This is a genomic window from Halalkalibacter sp. HAAS-P013, assembly GCF_056619925.1.
This window is the reverse complement of the sequence record NZ_JBWQTU010000002.1, coordinates 14018-32100: the sequence shown is the minus strand read 5'-3', so window position 1 is coordinate 32100 and position 18083 is coordinate 14018. Positions and strand designations below refer to the sequence as shown.

17 protein-coding genes are annotated in these 18083 nt (G+C 38.0%); 10 read left to right on the top strand and 7 right to left on the bottom strand.

Annotation, left to right across the window (positions count from 1 at the left end):
- The first annotated feature begins 61 nt into the window (after nt 1-61).
- The gene (locus AC1FXP_RS04075) at nt 62-976 is read left to right on the top strand and encodes a Ppx/GppA phosphatase family protein (RefSeq protein WP_480058916.1); all 915 of its coding nucleotides are present in this window, start codon (nt 62-64) and stop codon (nt 974-976) included.
- Nucleotides 977-1112: 136 nt separating this feature from the next.
- Here AC1FXP_RS04075 and htpX read toward each other — a convergent pair whose 3' ends face one another.
- A complete protein-coding gene (htpX, locus tag AC1FXP_RS04070) occupies nt 1113-2027 on the bottom strand; it encodes a protease HtpX (RefSeq protein WP_480058915.1) in 915 nt (304 codons plus the stop codon).
- Nucleotides 2028-2182: 155 nt separating this feature from the next.
- Here htpX and AC1FXP_RS04065 point away from each other — a divergent pair, with 155 nt between their 5' ends.
- Both AC1FXP_RS04065 and AC1FXP_RS04060 read left to right on the top strand, forming a co-directional pair.
- Nucleotides 2183-2317 (top strand): hypothetical protein, encoded by a 135-nt coding sequence (locus AC1FXP_RS04065; RefSeq protein WP_480058914.1) that lies wholly within the window; start codon nt 2183-2185, stop codon nt 2315-2317.
- Between the two features lie 602 nt (nt 2318-2919).
- On the top strand, nt 2920-4380 hold the full coding sequence (locus AC1FXP_RS04060; RefSeq protein WP_480058913.1) for an alpha/beta hydrolase: 1461 nt from the start codon (nt 2920-2922) through the stop codon (nt 4378-4380).
- Between the two features lie 158 nt (nt 4381-4538).
- Here AC1FXP_RS04060 and ybaK read toward each other — a convergent pair whose 3' ends face one another.
- Complete coding sequence (gene ybaK / locus AC1FXP_RS04055) at nt 4539-5015, bottom strand: Cys-tRNA(Pro) deacylase (RefSeq protein WP_480058912.1); 477 nt, start codon at nt 5013-5015, stop codon at nt 4539-4541.
- 149 nt (nt 5016-5164) lie between these two features.
- Here ybaK and AC1FXP_RS04050 point away from each other — a divergent pair, with 149 nt between their 5' ends.
- Entirely contained in the window at nt 5165-6646 is a 1482-nt protein-coding gene (locus AC1FXP_RS04050; protein ID WP_480058911.1) for a nicotinate phosphoribosyltransferase, read from the top strand.
- 48 nt (nt 6647-6694) lie between these two features.
- On the opposite strand, the gene AC1FXP_RS04045 is transcribed toward AC1FXP_RS04050, so the two are convergent.
- The 3 genes from AC1FXP_RS04045 to AC1FXP_RS04035 all read right to left on the bottom strand — a co-directional run bounded on the left by AC1FXP_RS04045 (nt 6695) and on the right by AC1FXP_RS04035 (nt 8675).
- A complete protein-coding gene (locus AC1FXP_RS04045) occupies nt 6695-6781 on the bottom strand; it encodes a YjcZ family sporulation protein (RefSeq protein ID WP_480059493.1) in 87 nt (28 codons plus the stop codon).
- Between the two features lie 965 nt (nt 6782-7746).
- Entirely contained in the window at nt 7747-8397 is a 651-nt protein-coding gene (locus AC1FXP_RS04040; RefSeq protein WP_480059491.1) for a DsbA family oxidoreductase, read from the bottom strand.
- Between the two features lie 191 nt (nt 8398-8588).
- Nucleotides 8589-8675 carry a YjcZ family sporulation protein gene (locus AC1FXP_RS04035; RefSeq protein ID WP_250098651.1) on the bottom strand — a complete coding sequence of 29 codons (87 nt, stop codon included), beginning with the start codon at nt 8673-8675 and terminating at the stop codon, nt 8589-8591.
- Between the two features lie 216 nt (nt 8676-8891).
- Between AC1FXP_RS04035 and AC1FXP_RS04030 the strand changes: the two genes are divergently transcribed.
- The 5 genes from AC1FXP_RS04030 to AC1FXP_RS04010 all read left to right on the top strand — a co-directional run bounded on the left by AC1FXP_RS04030 (nt 8892) and on the right by AC1FXP_RS04010 (nt 15250).
- On the top strand, nt 8892-9392 hold the full coding sequence (locus AC1FXP_RS04030; protein WP_480058910.1) for a GNAT family N-acetyltransferase: 501 nt from the start codon (nt 8892-8894) through the stop codon (nt 9390-9392).
- Between the two features lie 141 nt (nt 9393-9533).
- The gene (locus AC1FXP_RS04025) at nt 9534-11267 is read left to right on the top strand and encodes an ABC transporter ATP-binding protein (RefSeq protein ID WP_480058909.1); all 1734 of its coding nucleotides are present in this window, start codon (nt 9534-9536) and stop codon (nt 11265-11267) included.
- 363 nt (nt 11268-11630) lie between these two features.
- Nucleotides 11631-12833, top strand: coding sequence for an endo-1,4-beta-xylanase (locus AC1FXP_RS04020; RefSeq protein WP_480058908.1), 1203 nt, complete (start codon nt 11631-11633; stop codon nt 12831-12833).
- Between the two features lie 392 nt (nt 12834-13225).
- Entirely contained in the window at nt 13226-13894 is a 669-nt protein-coding gene (locus tag AC1FXP_RS04015) for a response regulator transcription factor (RefSeq protein ID WP_480058907.1), read from the top strand.
- The gene (locus tag AC1FXP_RS04010; protein ID WP_480058906.1) at nt 13895-15250 is read left to right on the top strand and encodes a sensor histidine kinase; all 1356 of its coding nucleotides are present in this window, start codon (nt 13895-13897) and stop codon (nt 15248-15250) included.
- A gap of 88 nt (nt 15251-15338) precedes the next feature.
- On the opposite strand, the gene AC1FXP_RS04005 is transcribed toward AC1FXP_RS04010, so the two are convergent.
- The gene (locus tag AC1FXP_RS04005) at nt 15339-15521 is read right to left on the bottom strand and encodes a hypothetical protein (protein WP_480058905.1); all 183 of its coding nucleotides are present in this window, start codon (nt 15519-15521) and stop codon (nt 15339-15341) included.
- 206 nt (nt 15522-15727) lie between these two features.
- Between AC1FXP_RS04005 and AC1FXP_RS04000 the strand changes: the two genes are divergently transcribed.
- A complete protein-coding gene (locus AC1FXP_RS04000) occupies nt 15728-17143 on the top strand; it encodes a Na+/H+ antiporter NhaC family protein (RefSeq protein WP_480058904.1) in 1416 nt (471 codons plus the stop codon).
- A gap of 30 nt (nt 17144-17173) precedes the next feature.
- Here the strand turns inward: AC1FXP_RS04000 and AC1FXP_RS03995 are convergent, their stop codons facing one another.
- The gene (locus AC1FXP_RS03995; RefSeq protein ID WP_480058903.1) at nt 17174-18073 is read right to left on the bottom strand and encodes a DMT family transporter; all 900 of its coding nucleotides are present in this window, start codon (nt 18071-18073) and stop codon (nt 17174-17176) included.
- Nucleotides 18074-18083: the final 10 nt, after the last annotated feature.

Sequence of the window (18083 nt, the reverse complement as noted above, 5' to 3'; positions counted from 1 at the left end):
TTTATACTAGATTAATATTTGCACTTTACAATAAAGGTATCTACAACAAGGAAGTGTGACAATGAAGGAGAATCTAGTTGCTCTTATTGACCTTGGGTCTAATTCAATGCGTTTAGTTGTGTACAAAATTAATCATCAAGGCAATTTCAAGGAAGTAGAAAAGGTGAAAGTTCCAGCGCGTCTAATTAATTATTTAGACAGACAAGATAAGCTCACTAATGAAGGTTTAAATCTTGTCATAAATACATTATTAAAATTCAAAAAGGTGATTCGTGCTTATCAGATAAGTCGAGTCATCGGATTTGCTACGGCGGTCATTAGACAGTCCACTAATCAGAGAAAAATTCTAGAGGAAATTGACAAACAAACTGGTTTTTCATTTCGTGTTTTTAGCGAATATGAAGAAGCGTATTACGGTTATGTTGGTGTTGTCCATACCATGAATATAAAAAATGGCATTACGATCGATACTGGTGGTGGAAGTACGGAAATCACAATGTTTCAAGATCAGAAGCTTGTCCATTATTATAGCTTTCCGTTTGGTGCAATTACATTAGACTGTGAATTCACAAAGGGGGAGCATCTGAGTGATAAACAAATTGCTCGATTGAAATATTATTTGACCACTCAGTTTGAAAGTCTTTCATGGTTGAATCAAGCAAGGTATCCTGTGATTGGTATTGGGGGCAGTGCACGTAGCTTAGCACGAGTGTTTCAAAAACAGAGAGGGAATAAAACTAAGATGAAAGCTTACGATATTCAGAAGGTCTTTTCTACTATTGCTTCCTTGCCAACTAGTAAGCGTTCGAAAGTAAAAGGACTCTCTAAAAAGCGGCAGGATATTATCATTCCAGGTGTACAAACGATTTTAACATTAATGGAAGTTGTTGAAGCTCCTTATTTTGTTTATAGTGAGAAAACGATACGTGATGGAGTAGCGTATGAAGAAGTTGTCAAAAGGACCGTCAAAAATTAAAAATGTCTCAGTGGCTCTAATGATGCTTAATTAATAGATTAAATTTAATATAACAAATAAATTCCAAATGGCTGTTTCTATTTGGAATTTCCCCAAAACAAAACCCACTGCTGTACAGGGCAGTGGGTTTTATATATTAACGTTGTTCTAAACGAGCAATTCGTTCATTTAAGTCAGGGTGAGAGGAGAAAAGCTTTGCCATCCCGCTACTCCCATTAATTTTCATTGTTTGAATGGCGGAATCGTCAGTACCACGACTAACGTTAGCACGGTCAACATACGACTGTAATGAACGCAATGCGTGGGCCATTTTATCGCGGCCGGCTAAATCAGCTCCTCCTCGGTCAGCGTGAAATTCACGGTGTCGCGAATAAGCCATAACGACAAGACTCCCAAGGATAGAGAAGAGAATTTGGAAGATAATGATCGCAGCAAAACGAACAACAGTCTGCATCTCAGAACGTACTAACCTGGATACTAATATCGCAGCAATTCTTGAGAAGAAGACGACAAATGTGTTGACGACTCCTTGCAGCAGGGTCATTGTAACCATATCCCCGTTTGCTACGTGCGCTACCTCATGGGCAATGACACCTTCTACAGCATCATCATCCATTACCGTTAATAGTCCTGATGATACCGCCACTAGGGAACGCTTCTTTGATGGTCCAGTTGCAAATGCGTTTACTTCAGGAGATTGATAAATTCCGACTTCAGGCATATGTGTTAACCCAGCTGCACGAGATAGTCGGTGAACTTTCTCAACAACGCTACGTTCTTGTGGTGACAATGAACCATTTGGATCTAGAACTTTTACTTTCATCATCTTTTTTGCGATCCATCTAGACATCGCTAATGAAATAAATGAACCTGTGAATCCAACAACTAAACTAAAAGCACCTAAAGCAACAAAATCTATTCCAAGTCCAGGACCTCCAGTTTCAAAGGAACCCCCAATATCAGTAAATGTCGTAATAATCGACCAGACGATAACAATCGTCGTCATAACTAGAATGTTTGTTAAAAGTAAAAATAATAATCGTTTCCCCATATACGCCTCCATTATTAATAGTCTCAAATTATTTTACCATATGTTTTGGTTAGGTTTAATAAAAGAAATTGACGTTATTAGTAAGATACTAGGAATATAATAAGAAGTTTGGTACATACTACAAGCTGTTAGAGTCCAATTAAGGAGTGGAAATAATGAAAAAAAATCAAGAACAACAACCGATGCAATCAACAGCTGATGAGCAAACACCACCAGCAGATCAAGAACAAAAAACAACAGCCCAAACGGACGGGTTTCGTTACGACTACGACGACTCCTCTGACGTGTAGGTAACATGGATGCTAAAGCTCTTCTATTAAGCACACAATAGGAGAGCTTTTTTTGTGAAAATGAAAACCCTAGGCTCGGCCTAGGGTTCCAAAAAGCTTCCAGCGATGTATTAAAAAAACTCCACCGTGATGCTAAAATATATTTTGGTTCGCCAACCAATATATCAAGCAAACGGGAGGAGTTTTATGTCTAAAGACACTAACAGTTTAGCACATACAAAATAGAATTGTAAGTATCACATTGTATTCGACGAAAGTACAGAAGACAAGCGATATACGGAAATTTAATAAAAGGTATAGGTGAAATAATAATAACATATGTAATATAAAAGTATTGTATATCTATCAACGAACGCGATTACAAAATAAAGGGTAATCGCTTATTCTTGTTGAAATAACGATGCAAAGAGAGTTGAATAAGTTAATACCATTCATAAAGCCGATGAAGACCCCACAGCCTAGAAAAGCATGGGAAAAAGTACTTCATACAATCCAATATGAATATTTGTGTTAGAGATAACACTATCTTCAAGAAACGGGAGCGATCGTTGACGCTTGCTTTATCTTCGTCTTTGCTATTTACATTTTATACTGGAGGAGAAATGATGGGGCAAAAATATGCTTCAGAAATGGATGAGTTGATACCTGGGGCACGTGATGTGTCTCAAATTTATTTTGATGGGGCAAATGGAAACTGGCTGACTACGAAAAATCCGCAGCAATATCAAAAAGCAGTTGTTTATGATAACCTCGGTTTGGCTCCTTATAATTGGGGGAATTCGACTGAAGGTACTGGTTGGTATCAGATGTATAAACCTTCAGAAATTAAGGGGATACAAATTACTGGATTTTTTGACGATGCGCAATTCGTTATTCGAGTACCAGAGAACTGGAATGGAAAACTGGTCGTCTCTGGTATACCTGCTACTCGGAATGAAACTTCAACAGACCTGTTATTTAGTGATTTTGTATTAGAAAAAGGTTTTGCATTTGCGGCGATTGATAAAGGGACACAGGGGGAAAGTGATCCCATTGATCCGCTTGCAAAGGTGAAAAATGCACTAATCAACGCAGATGATAGTGTAGCAGAATGGCATCTGCGCTATCGCCAAGTGACAAAATCGGCTCAAAGCTATTTAAGCAAGCATTACCCTGATAAGCTGATTCGACCGAATGATCCAGCAAATGCTGCAAGCCGATTAATAAAAGAAGACCATAAAGTGCCTACATACGCTTTGGGAATATCAAATGGGGGCTATGTTGTCCGTTATGCGCTTGAAAATGATGGACCGGAAAAAACAGGAGAGCCACGACTTTTTGACGGCGGAGTTGATTGGGAAGGGGTATTATGGACAGATCAGGCTCCGAACTTAATTAGCTCTTTAACAACTGTAGTTAATAATGCCGATGAAGCCATTTTCGGCAGCGGGAAAGCACGGGATGAAGCAGTTAAGGAAATGTACAAAGCAGGTCTTCCACGTGGATCCGAAAAATTATGGGCCTATCATGACCAAGTATATTGGTTTGTAACCTTAAATATATACCGCGATCACTTTGATCCAGACGCACCAGCTAGAATTAAATGGAAAAACTATTTAAATTTTGTGAATGGAGTAAGAGACCGCAGCTATGATCATATCTTTAAAGATTATAATTACGTATCACGTCCAAAAAGTATAAAAGAAAACATAAAAGAGGTAGCGAATACCGGTGATATTGACGTGCCTTTAATCAGCATAACCGGTTCATTGGATTGTCTCATTTTTCCTGTGATTCATGCAGAAGGATACAGAAAACTTGTGAACAAAGCAGGAAAAGATCATTTGCACCGTCTATACATGATCGAAAAAGGCACTCATGTGGACAGCCTGGTCTGGAATCAAATAACAGATCCAGACAGAGAGCTTCAACCCTTATTGCCTTATACTCATCAAGCTTTTGATCTCCTTGTTGATTGGGTGGAGAACAAAGAAGAAGCTCCAAACAGTATGACTGTAGCTGCACCTCAAAATCCGGTTAAAGTTATTGACATAAATTCAGGGGAGGAAAGGGATCCCAGTTAGAGGCTAAAAATGAAGGGGGTTGAATTTGAGTCTCTCTAAGAAGATTGATTGGGACAACGAAAATTCAAATATTAAAGAAAAAAATGGCCAGAATGGGCTATAAAATAGAAGTAGGAATAAGTTTGAGTTCTCGAGCACACCATCTATAGTGTGCTCTTTTACTTTGATAAATCAGCAAATTGTGCAGTTATTACCTCTGCTAAATCCTCTACCTTCAGTTCAATTTGGACACCAATCAGTCCTCCACTCACTATAATCGTCTCAAGTGATTTTGCCTGTTGATCAATAAACGTAGGAAATAACCTCTTCATGCCAATAGGTGAACACCCCCCGCGAACGTAACCGGACACTTTGGTTATCTCTTTTACGGGAATCATTTCGATTTTCTTTTCTCCTGCCGCTTTTGCTGCTTTCTTTAAATCAAGCTCAGCTTCAACGGGAATGACAAAAACGTAATAAGACTTGCTTGATCCTTGAGCAACAAGTGTTTTGTAAACGACGGTAACCTCTCTACCAATTTTGTTTGCTACGGCTATTCCATCTATTTTTCCATCATCGATTTGGTATGTTAGCATATCATAATCCAACTTTTCTTTATCCAACATACGCATGGCATTTGTTTTCCCTTTTTTCATATCAACCCTCGTCTTTCTACTATTTACTATTTATTGTAAACTGATAATGTGGTTTTTAACAGAGTCACATACTAGAAAACGCTTTACTTATTAGAATATATTCATTAGGGTGATACTTATAGTAAGGAAACGTGATTGGGAGGTACAGTATGAGTAATTACAACGATGACAGCTTAGCAGTACATACAGATGCATATCAAATAAATATGACTGAAACGTATTGGCACGATAATATGCATAATCGGAAAGCGGTATTTGAATTATATTTTCGCAACCTTCCGTTTGGCAATGGTTACGGAGTGTTCGCAGGGTTAGAACGAATTATTGAATACATAAAAGATTTTTGTTTTACAGAGAGTGATATTGACTATTTACGTGAGGCTGTTGGATATGAAGAAGAGTTTCTAGATTACTTAAAAACAATTCGATTCACAGGTACCATTCGCTCGATGAGAGAAGGAGAGCTTGTATTTGGAAATGAACCGATCTTACAAGTTGAATCAACATTGGCAGAGGCTCAGTTGATTGAAACGGCCCTTTTAAACATTGTGAACTATCAAACACTAATTGCCACAAAGGCTTCAAGAATTAAGCAAGTAGTTGGGGACGAAAAAGTACTGGAATTTGGTTCGCGTCGTGCACAAGAAATGGATGCAGCGATTTGGGGGACAAGAGCAGCTTTCATTGCCGGATTTGATGCAACAAGTAACGTAAGAGCAGGAAAAAAATTCGGGATTCCTGTGTCTGGTACTCACGCCCACTCAATGATTCAAGTGTACAAAAGTGATTACGTAGCCATGAAAAAATACGCAGAGAGCTGTGTTAGAAGAAAAAATAAAGTGTTTATTCCTCTTGTTGATACGTATGATGTTTTGCGTTCAGGTGTACCAGCTGCAATTAAAGTTGCAAAAGAGTTTATAGGCGAAGTTGATTTTAAAGGGATTCGTTTAGATGGTGGCGATATGGCTTATTTATCAAAGAAAACAAGAGAAATGCTGGATGAAGCAGGATTCCACTCAACTCAAATTGTTGCATCGAGTGATTTAGATGAGCAAACGATTTTAAGCCTAAAAGCACAAGGTGCCAAAATTGATGTATGGGGGATAGGAACAAAGTTAATTACTGCCTTTGATCAGCCTGCACTAGGAGCTGTTTATAAAATTGTTGCGATTGAAGATGATCATGGAGATATGGTCGATACAATTAAGATCTCTTCAAATCCGGAAAAAGTGACAACACCAGGAGAGAAGAGAGTGTACCGAATTATTAATAAAAAGAATAATAAATCAGAAGGCGATTATATTACACTAAAAAATGAAGAGCCACAAAAGGAAGAGAGCTTAAAAATGTTCCACCCGACACATACGTTTATTAGCAAATTTGTAACGGATTTTGAAGCAAGAGAACTTCTCACTGATATATTTGTGGATGGAGAATTGGTTTATGAGAATCCTGATATTTTGGATATTCAAAAGTTTGTAGCTGTCAATTTAACCGTACTTTGGGAAGAGTACAGGAGAACATTAAATCCTGAAGAGTATCCTGTTGATTTAAGCCAAGATTGCTGGGATAACAAAATGCAAATTATTAAAGAGGTTAAAGAAGAAATCAAAGACTATACCGGGCAATAAACAAGTAGAAGGCAAGGGGCTTAGGCAGGCCCTTGCCGATTTTCATTTTTAAAGGGTATACGCGGAACCTACTATAACAAGTAGGATAAATAATACGACGATTAAAGTGAAGCTATTTCCAGTAACATAACTCATGAAGAATTCCTCCTCTTTGAGTAGCTACAAAACCATCTTATGAATTGTCGGGTGTAGTGGGTGGGCTACTGCCTTGGGTTTCGTGAAAATAGGCGCATGTGTTTTTTTGACCGAGTTTGGTTTTGATGAGTAATTGAAGAGTTATGGCTAGTAAATTAGCTTGCGGTTCTACATAAGCCTTACAAACAGCAAAAAAGGGGGTGTCTCAATAACGGGTTCCGTTAACTATCGCAAACATTAAAAATGTAAAGCAAAATGACCTTCAAATTCTATGGAAATTTGAAGGTCTATTTTTGTTGATATAAAGGGATTTCAATAATTATTTTGGGGGGATTTGTAATGCAATTTGTCTATTAAAATGCGGGGATACAATAGCCAGTGTACCGCAGCAAAAGACACTACATTTTTACTTGCAAATTGATATACAAAAATATTGGTTAAGCACTGTTATAACTGAATGATAATTTCACTGTGTTTAAAAATAAAGGGAGAAATTCCGGCTAAATTGGGAAATGCCCATTTTTCCTTAATAATAAGGGGAGTTTTTCCGCTTATATTATCCAAATCCTTAGATTTTGTCTTATTTAGAGCAGTTTACGGGAATATCTCCGCTTATATCCGTTTCTTAACCTCCTTTATCTACATTAGGAGGAAATTCTCCGCCTATTAATTCTCATACCTACGCAAAAGTTGATACGAGAGGGCGGATTTGGTTTGCAAACTTCGTAATACGCAATCCGAAGAATAAGCAATTAAAAGCAAAATAGCACGGGTAGAAACCTTTGCTATTTCTAATGTTTTTAACCCTCTAGCCTAACAAATTGCTCTACATTTTAATAGCGCAAAAAGGATTACGTTTTGGTTTGCATTTCCCTTTGCAAATTGACGTTTTGCAATAGGAAACGGAACCCGTTAGTGTCTCAAAGGTCTATTTTTGACTTTTGGGACAGACCCACCCTCATGTATTATTTTGTATCTGGTAATTCGCATCCATCATCATGACAAGCTGTACCTGATTGATCGACAGTAAGACCATCTTGTTCAATAATCTGTTGCAACGATTGAACAAACACGTCAGGAGACTGTGCGCCGGTGATAGCATATTTTTTATTGATAAGGAAAAATGGAATGCTTCGAATCCCATATTGCTCAGCTTCTTGTTCATCAAGGCGAACAGCTTGGCTGAATTCATTACTAGCGAGCATATCTACTGCTGCGCCTCGATCTAATCCGACCTCTTCAGCTAGATCTACCAATGTTGCATGATCTCCAATATGCTTTCCTTCGGTGCAATACGCACGCAAGAGGCGATCTGTCATCTCATGCATTCGCCCATGTTCTTTGGAAAACATCACTAAACGATGTGCATCAAAGGTATTCGTTAAGATTTGAGTGTCGAACCTGAAATCTAAGCCAAGTTCATGTGCCATTTGTTCCATGTTTCGGCAGTTGGCTTTTGCTTGATCCAGACTCATTCCATATTTTGAAGCTAATTTTTCATATATATTATATCCTGCATCCCGTTCCATCGTAGGGTCTAATTCAAAACAACGATAGTCTACTGTGATAGGATGGTTTATTTTTTGAATGGCGTCCTCCAGACGCTTCTTGCCAATATAGCAAAATGGTCAAGCAAAATCTGTCCACATTTCAATGTGTAACATCTTGATCCCTCCAATTAAGTTAAAGTTTCAATGTTCATTTTTAGTATATCGATTAAGAGGAGAGTTGACCAATAAGTTGCACCAAATAAAAAGAAATACACAAAAAAGGGGGAACCCAAAGGTATACCCCCTTCTATAATTATTTAAAATGTGTATGCAGATCCTACAACGATCAGCAGGATAAATAACACAACTATTAAAGTAAAGCTATTACCAGTAACGTGACTCATGAAGAATTCCTCCTTTTTGAGTGACTACACCCTTACCCTATGTTTGAATGAATGAAATGGGTGGGCACCTGCCTGGAATTTTTGAATTTTGGGCTAATGGTTGTTTGTTTGAATAAGATCATTATGCTAGCCCCTAGTATTTGCTACTAGAGGGCGTTTTTATGTGAAATGATCTTATATGGTGATATATTGAGTACATAATAAGGAGTTGATTTAATGAAAATACGTAATGCTCTTTCAGATGAAGCACAGTATATTCGAACGCAGCGAATCGAGGCTTATAGTGAACATGCAAAAGTCGTATCAGAGGAACACTGGCAGGCTCTTAAACAAGCAATCTCTTCAGAAGCAGATGAGCAATCTGGTGTAGAACTCATTGTTGCCGAAATAGAAGGAGGTATTGTAGGAAGTGTTGCACTCTTTCCTCCTAAATCAGATGCCTACGAGGGGCAGGTTGATGAATTAGATTACTCAGAAATTCGACTTCTAGCGGTTACGAAAGAAGCACGAGGAAAAGGGGTAGCACATGCCTTGCTTACTGAATGCATTGAACGAACGAAAGCAAAAGGCTATGATGCAATTGGATTACATACGGCAGACTTTATGGAAGGTGCTATCAAGTTATATGGCCGAATGGGGTTTGAACGATTGCCTGACCATGATTTTGAGCCTGCGAATGATGGAGTGATTGTGAAGGCGTTTCGATTGGGGATATAATGAGGAAAAGGTCAATGAAGCCTTTTGGCTGCATTGACCTTTTTTTGTCGATTTTCTGGTTGTGGCTAGTAAAGGTGTAGTTACGGCGAGTAAGTGTAGATAAACGGCAAGTATAAGTATTGGTAAGAAGGAGATTAACATATGAACGAAAAAAAGAGCGGCCTTAAGCCGTTCCTATCCCTTGTTTTATCAACGAAGATTCCAAAGACTGGATTGATAATTGGCTTAATAGCGAGTATTATCACAACGCTAGCCGGCTTGATCGTTCCGCTTTTAACAAGGGAATTAGTTGATGGATTTTCTGTAGAAGTATTAAGTATTTCAATCATGTTCGCGATTGGACTAGCCTTCCTTGTCCAAGCTATTTTGAATGGTTTATCAATTTATTTGCTTAGTGCAGTCGGTCAAAAGGTGGTAGCGAGATTACGTGAAATAATTTGGGTGAAGCTGCTATGTCTGCCTGTAACATATTTTGATAATCACTCGAGTGGTGAGTCTGTTAGCCGGGTCGTCAATGATACAAGTATTATTAGGCAGTTAATCTCAGGTCACTTTCCTCAATTTGTAACAGGAATTATTTCGATTATAGGTGCTGTATCCATACTTACAATAATGGATTGGAAAATGACATTACTTATGTTGACTTCAGTCCCATTCACAATTGCTATTATGATTCCTTTAGGCAGGAGAATGGCCAAGATTTCACGTGGATTACAAGATGAAACAGCAGTATTTTCTGGAAACATTCAACAGACATTAAGTGAAATTCGCTTAATGAAAGCTTCAAATGCAGAGCGTGTCGAAGAGAAGAATGGATTTTCCGGAATAGATCAATTATACAAGTATGGTTTAAAGGAAGCACGAATCTTTGCTGTTATTGCACCGCTCATGTACGTTGTTGTAATGGCTGTCATTGTGATGATTATTGGGTACGGTGGGATTCGCGTAGCAAATGGGACGATGACAACGGGTTCACTCGTAGCCTTCTTGCTTTACTTATTTCAAATCATCATGCCACTTACATCTTTTGCGAGGTTTTTTACAGAGCTTCAGAAAGCAAAAGGAGCAACCGAGCGTATCATCGATATACTTGAACTTGAGTCAGAAGAAGAAAATGATGGGATAGATATAGATATTAAAAATGAGTCTATCTATGTTTCGGACGTGACTTTTTCTTATGATAAGAATGAGCCAGTATTAAGAGGTGTATCATTTGATGCTGCACCTGGTGAGATGATCGCTTTTGCAGGTCCGAGTGGTGGCGGAAAAACGACGATGTTTGGTTTGATAGAACGATTTTATGAGCCTACTTCTGGAGTGATACGAATTGGAAACGTACCAATTAAGGAAATCTCGCTATTTTCATGGCGGAATCAGATTGGTTACGTTTCTCAAGAAAGTGCAATGATGGCTGGGACCATTCGTGAAAATTTATGTTACGGTTTAGAAAATAAAGAAGAAATTACAGATGAGCAATTGTGGGACGTAGCCAAAATGGCTTATGCTGATCAATTTATCCATTCTTTCCCTGAGGGGCTAGATACAAAAGTAGGAGAACGAGGCGTGAAGCTATCTGGAGGCCAACGGCAACGCATTGCTATTGCTCGTGCCTTTTTAAGAAACCCTAAAATTCTTATGATGGATGAAGCGACGGCCAGTCTAGATAGCCAGTCAGAAAGTGTTGTTCAACAAGCTCTAACACGTCTCATGGAAGGGAGAACCACGTTTGTCATTGCCCACCGCTTGTCTACAATTGTGGATGCCGATAAAATTGTTTTTATTGAAAATGGTGAGGTTACAGGGATTGGTACACATGATGAATTAATTAAATCACATGTGTTATATAAAGAGTTTGCAGAGCAGCAGCTAGCTTAGTTTATAGCAACAATGGTAATTTTAACAGTTGCCTCACCTAGGACTATTTTAGTGACTAGGGTGAGGTGCTTTTTTTAGGTTGTGAGCCTTTAGTTGAGAGAATTTGTTATTTGAACTACCGTAATAGGTTATATATACCAATACGAATCTATCATTTTAAATAAACTTAGTTAGTGCAGTAGATAAACTAAGTTAAGCTTGCTATAATGAGTTCAAGTTAGAAAGCTTGCAGTAAGAGATTAATTTAATAATGTAAACCCTTACTTATTTACTGTCTGCAGGCGTCCATTTTGTAAAAAAAGGAGGTTAGTGAGATACTTTTGCATTTTTAAAAATTTTAATCTATGAAAAGGAGATTTTAACATGCTTAAAGTTCTTAAAAAACCGATCATTGCAGGGTTAGCTTTATCACTTGTGTTAACAGGCGGAATTGGAAGTGTCGCTGCTCAAGGAAATGGACATAAAGGGGTATTTGGAGAAAATCAGAAGGGAAATGGTAATGTGCAACCACATGCTTGGCAAGTTGCTTCTTTAGCTGACAGGTATGAGAGCGCTTTCGATATTGGTGCAGCGGTTGAGCCGTATCAATTAAACGGGAGACAGGGAAAAATCTTAAAGCATCATTACAATAGTATCGTTGCAGAAAATGCAATGAAGCCGGTTTCTCTTCAGCCAGAGGAAGGAAAGTGGGACTGGGAAGGAGCCGATAAAATTGTTGAATTTGCTCGCAAAAATGATATGAACTTACGTTTTCATACACTCGTATGGCATAATCAAGTACCAGATTGGTTCTTCCTAGATGAAGATGGAAATCCGATGGTAGATGCAACAGATGAAGAAAAGAAAGAGGCTAACAAAGCACTATTATTAGAGCGTTTGGAAACACATATTAAAACGGTTGTAGAACGTTACAAGGATGATGTGGATTCTTGGGATGTTGTCAATGAAGCAATTGCTGATGGCAATACGGATGATAGAGGACTTCGTGAATCGGTTTGGTATCAAATTACAGGTGATGAATACATAAGGGTCGCCTTTGAAACTGCTAGAAAATATGCAGGCGAAGACGCGATGCTTTATATTAATGATTACAACACCGAAGTCACTCCAAAAAGGGATAATCTTTATAATCTAGTGAAAGAATTAACAGAAGATGGGGTACCAATTGACGGAGTTGGACATCAGGCACATATTCAAATTGGCTGGCCAACACTTGATGAAATGGAAGAGTCTTTTAAAATGTTTGCTGATTTAGGGCTAGATAACCAAGTAACAGAACTGGACGTTAGTCTTTATGGCTGGCCGCCAAGACCTGCCTATACATCTTATGATGCGATTGAAGAAGTACGAATCCAAGCTCAGGCTGACCGTTACGAACAAATTTTTAACTTATATGAAGATTTAAAGGTAGACATCAGCAGTGTCACATTCTGGGGAATTGCTGATAACCATACGTGGTTAGATGACCGTGCAGAAGAGTATAATGATGGAGTAGGAATTGATGCACCGTTTCTATTTGACGAAAACTACAGAGTGAAACCTGCTTTCTGGAAGGTTATTGATTAATAGTGTTTTAAAAGAATATTTATAAAAACAGCTCCGCTTTGGCGGAGTTGTTTTTTTGCATTTATTCCTTCATATTAAATTGTGTGAGGTTAGTGGGCCTACTGCTAGATAGTTGGGAGAACATTGAAGTAGACTTGCTCCTTTGTGGTTTCATAGCAGAGGTTCTAATTGTTCCAATGTGAAAATTCATACTCAGTTCATAAAAGCTTGTTAAACTATATATAACAATAGTAAACCTAGGATTTTTTCAAGCTTTACAACCTAATATGAATAGCAGAACGAATAGCAAAAGAAAGGTAACAGGAAAAGAGGCAGTAATGGCAAGACTGTTAGATGTAAGGTTTAGGCTAGTTTTCACCTTTTCCAAATTATTTAATCGGAGTTGAGATCAAATGAATAAGATTCTCGTAGTTGATGACGATTCACATATTCGAAAATTAATAAGAGTATATCTTGAAAATAGTCAATTTAGTGTACTTGAAGCATCAGATGGAAAAGAAGCACTAGAGTTGCTATCACATGAACAGGTCGACTTAGCTATTGTTGATGTAATGATGCCGCATATTGATGGGATTGAATTAACGACAGATATTCGCTCATTTTTAAACATCCCGATTTTAATGGTAACAGCAAAAGGGGAATCGCAGGATAAGGTGAAGGGGTTTAATGCTGGTACGGATGATTATTTAGTAAAGCCCTTTGATCCGGTAGAATTAATCTTAAGAGTAAAGGCTCTTTTAAAACGATATCATGTCACGATAGATAAGATAGTGACCATTGGTGAAACAACGATCGATTTAGAAAAACATTTGATTCAATGTAATGATTCATCCGTATACTTAAAGAAAAAGGAATGTGAATTACTGTATATGCTAGCTAATTCACCTGGAAAGATCTTTACCCGTACACAATTGATTGAAAAGATATGGGGATTTAATTATGAAGGTGATGAAAGGACGGTTGATGTACATATTAAACGATTACGAGAACAATTGGTTCCTTTTAAGGATATAACGATCACTACCATCAGGGGGTTAGGGTATCGGTTGGAGGAGATTTGAGTGCTTAGAAAAAGTCTTTATGTAAGGATCGTAGCAACCTTTATCGGAGTAGTAATCATCAGTATAGCAACTTCATACTTCATTACCGCTTTCTTTTTTCTTGAGAGAGAAGTTGTAAATATTACATCGCGTGTAGCGGAAATAATTGAATTAGCGGACCCAGAAAAACTGCCCGAAATGGCAAAAACATTAGAATCTTATCATTTCGACATTATGATTATGGATGAAGAGGGTGTTCCTTTACTGGAACAGCATACGCCGTTTGTTATTTCCGATGAAGATATTGCGAGTGTGTTTCAGTCAGATGGACAGGTGCCTATGACTCTCTCTCATAGAAGAGGCGACGTTACAAAGGGAGCCGGATTCCAAGTAGAAATCATGAATGAACCATATGCCTTGTTTGTTTATATAAATTCAGAAGAAGAGATGAAGGGTATTAGAGGGATTATCAACATTTCTCTTATTTTGGTATTACTTGTAGGCAGCTTGCTAATTTTTTTAGCTTCTCGTCATCTGGTTAACCCTATTAAAATGCTTACACATGCTGCAAAAGAGATGGCAAAAGGGAATTTCTCTGTACGTATAAAAAGCAAAAATAAAGATGAGATTGGTGAACTAATTACTAGCTTTAATCATATGGCAACAGAGGTCGAGAAGATCGATCAAATGCGTGATGACTTTGTTAGCAGTGTGTCGCATGAAATCCAGTCGCCGCTCACATCAATTAGAGGCTTTACGAAAGCGATAAGAGATGAAGTGATACCAACACAGAATCAAAAAGAATACTTGGATATTATCTATCACGAGACCGACCGGCTTTCTAGGCTAAGTGAAAATTTATTAAGACTTGCATCTTTAGATTCTGAGCATCATCCATATCGTCCAGAATGGTACCAATTAGATGAACAAATAAGAAGAACGGTGTTAGGAACGGAACCTCAATGGAAAAAAAGAGAGCTACAAATTCATTTAGAATTAGAGCCTATTGAAGTGTTGGCAGACCAAGATTTAATGGAACAGGTTTGGCTAAACCTCATTACAAATGCTATCAAATATTCTCCTCAAAATGGGTCAATTCACATTGAGTTAAAAAGAGGAGATCAAGGTGTTTCAGTGAGCGTTAAAGATGATGGTAAAGGAATCGCAAAAGAAGCAATTCCATATTTATTTGATCGATTTTATAAAGTTGACAAAGCAAGAGGAAACTCTATTGATGGCAATGGTCTTGGTTTATCCATTGTGAAAAAAATCTTACGGATTCATCAATACTCAATTGACGTCCTTAGTGAAGAGGGAGTCGGTTCCACATTTGTCGTAACAATACCAGATAAAAGTGGAACTAATGAAGTCGTGTAGCGGGAATAGTTGATATCAAAATCACAGCCATACTCCTCATATAGGGGTATGGCTGATTTTTATATTCATTTGTCACTTTTTGATTAGACTAAACCCCAGTTCTTTTTCGTTGATTGTTTTGTTTTTTTGTTTGTTGACTCTTCATTTGTTTAGTTGATTGGTATGGATTGTTTGAAGGTCTATTGGTAGTCGTTTGTTTCTTTTTATTTTCAAGTTGTTGTTTAATGGCATCTTGCAGGCTGATTTTTTTTCTTGGTTTTTCGGTAGACATGAACATGATCCTCTCGCTTGTGATTTGTTATTAGTATGTACAGTATACAGGAATTTTTATAGGCGCGTGCAACTTTCAATTTAAAAGAGCTGACGTACGTTGTAAAAACTTCAACATGAATAATCCAGCTTTTAGTATAAATTCCAAACTCCATCACATTCTAAAACAGTAAAAACTTTAGAATTAATTTAAGATAGGTGATAGAGATGGAATCAAGCTGGCTTTCGATCGTCCCGTTTTTAGTGGTAATTCCCGTAGCTATTTACACAAAGCAAGTACTTCCAGCTCTTTTTTTAGGCTTGCTAGTGGGATCCTATATTTTGGATCCTTCAATTCTCGGTGGTATACAAACAATGTTCGTTTATGTTGTCCAGGCATTAATTGATACAAATAATATCAAAATTGTTGTCTTTTTATATGCCTTTTCGGGGTTGGTTGGCATGATTAAAATGACAGGTGGGATTAGAGGATTTGTTGAGAAGGCAGCAGAAAAAATTCAAACGAGAAAACAAGCACTTATTTTAACGTATGTATCTACAATTGGAACATTTGCGGCTCCAACCTTTCGATTTGTTACAATTGCTCCAATAATGAGAGCTCTTTTGAAAAAAGTAAAAATGACAACAGCTGAACTTGGTTTTGTGATTGAAACGACAGCAACACCGATAATTGTGTTAATTCCTGTTGCAACGGCTTTCGTCGGTTATATGGTGTCGATCATTCAAATAGCGACCGAAAATCAAGGTTTAGAACTAGACCCTTACTCGTTGTTCATTCAAAGCATTCCGTTTAATTTCTTTTCAATCGTTACCATTTTATTAGGTGTGTACTTAAGTTTCTTTCATCATTCAAAAAAGAAATCAACAGCTCCTATGCAAATTAATGAAGAGACGGTAGAAGAGGAAGATGATTGGCATGACTGTCACCCTGGGGTCTCAAAAGAGCTACCGATTAAACCGATGAATTTGCTACTGCCATTGATTTTGGTTATTAGTTTGACGTTATTTTTAACGTGGTGGGATGGTCACGTCAAAGGGTTTGGTTTTTTTGAGGCTTTTATTGAAGCTGATGTATTAGATGCAATGGTTGTCGCTCTTCTGATTACGGTCTTGCTTTCGATTGGCTTTTATTTGGTTCAACGTTTTAAACTAAGTGAGCTGATTGATGGTTTTATTGCAGGAGGAAACGAATTAATGTCAGTTATTTTGTTGTTATCAATCGTGTGGGGACTCTCGTCTATTACAGATGACTTAGGATTCTCAGCGTTTGTTACAGCTCATTCAGGCTGGATTCCACAAATGTTTATTGCACCCCTTATCTTCGTGTTTGGAGCAGCGGTTTCGTATTTTATTGGTTCTGCGTGGGGAACATGGGGGATTTTGATGCCTCTTGGGATATCGCTAGCGCTAGTTGGTGATGTTTCGCTGCCTTTAGTCATTGGGGCTGTGTTTGCTAGTGGGGCGTTTGGAGCTTTTGCGTCACCTTTAAGTGATGACACAAATACAATTGCAAAGATCTTGGGCCTTTCTGTAATAGAGTATGCAAAATATAAATTGAAACCTGCGTTGATCGCAGCCGGGATAACGACGGGGTTGTATATTATGGTTACTTTTATATTGTAAGATACAAGGCAAGGAGCTTTTGCACCTTGCCTAAGAGGCTTTCTCATAAGAGATATCACGTTTTCTCCCTAATCCATTCACGATCAATACACCTAGAAGTGCAATTGCGCCTCCAATAAGTGAAAGAGTTGTCGGTAATTCCTTAAGCCAGACCCAAGCAACGAGAACAGCAACTGCTGGTTCGAGATACATCATACTCGTCACAGAGCTTGCATTCCCTAAAGATAGGGCAATGGCCCAAGTGACATAAGCGATCGCAGCTGGAAAAATTCCAACATAAAGAGCAGATAAATTCGCTTCTAGTGTTGCGTTCTGAATAGACGTAAATACACCGGGAGAAAAAATGAAAAATGGAATCGTACCTGCCCATGTAAAGTAAGCTGTTAATTCAATAGGGTTATAGCGCTCTAGCAGCTGTTTTTGAAAAACGAAAAAAATCGATGTTGCAATGGCAGCCATCAATACTAAGAAAGCGCCTGTAGAGATTGTCAGAGATGGACCTGCAGAACCTAATGTTATGAGAAGAATCCCTATAAAACCAACCCCTAATCCAATCCATCCGAATGAGCTTAAGCGCTCCTTTAATACAAGAATAGCTATGATCGCTGTGAAGATAGGTGCTGAGCCAATGAGCATTCCTGCTTCACCTGCAGTGATGGTCATTTCACCAAAAGTAACCCCAATATGATATACACTTATTCCTATAAAACCGAGTATAAAAATCCTTATGATGTCTTCTTTGTGAGGTAAGCGAAATTTACTCCCAGGCCATAAGGCGTAAGCGATAAATAAACTAGAGGCAATCAAGTAGCGAACCAATACTAAGTGACCAGGCTCGTAACCTCCATGTAAACTAGCACGAATCGCAGCAAAAGTAGAGCCCCAAATAATAATAGTAATAAGGGCCATGGAAAAAGCTTTTGTGTTCATACTCTAAAAC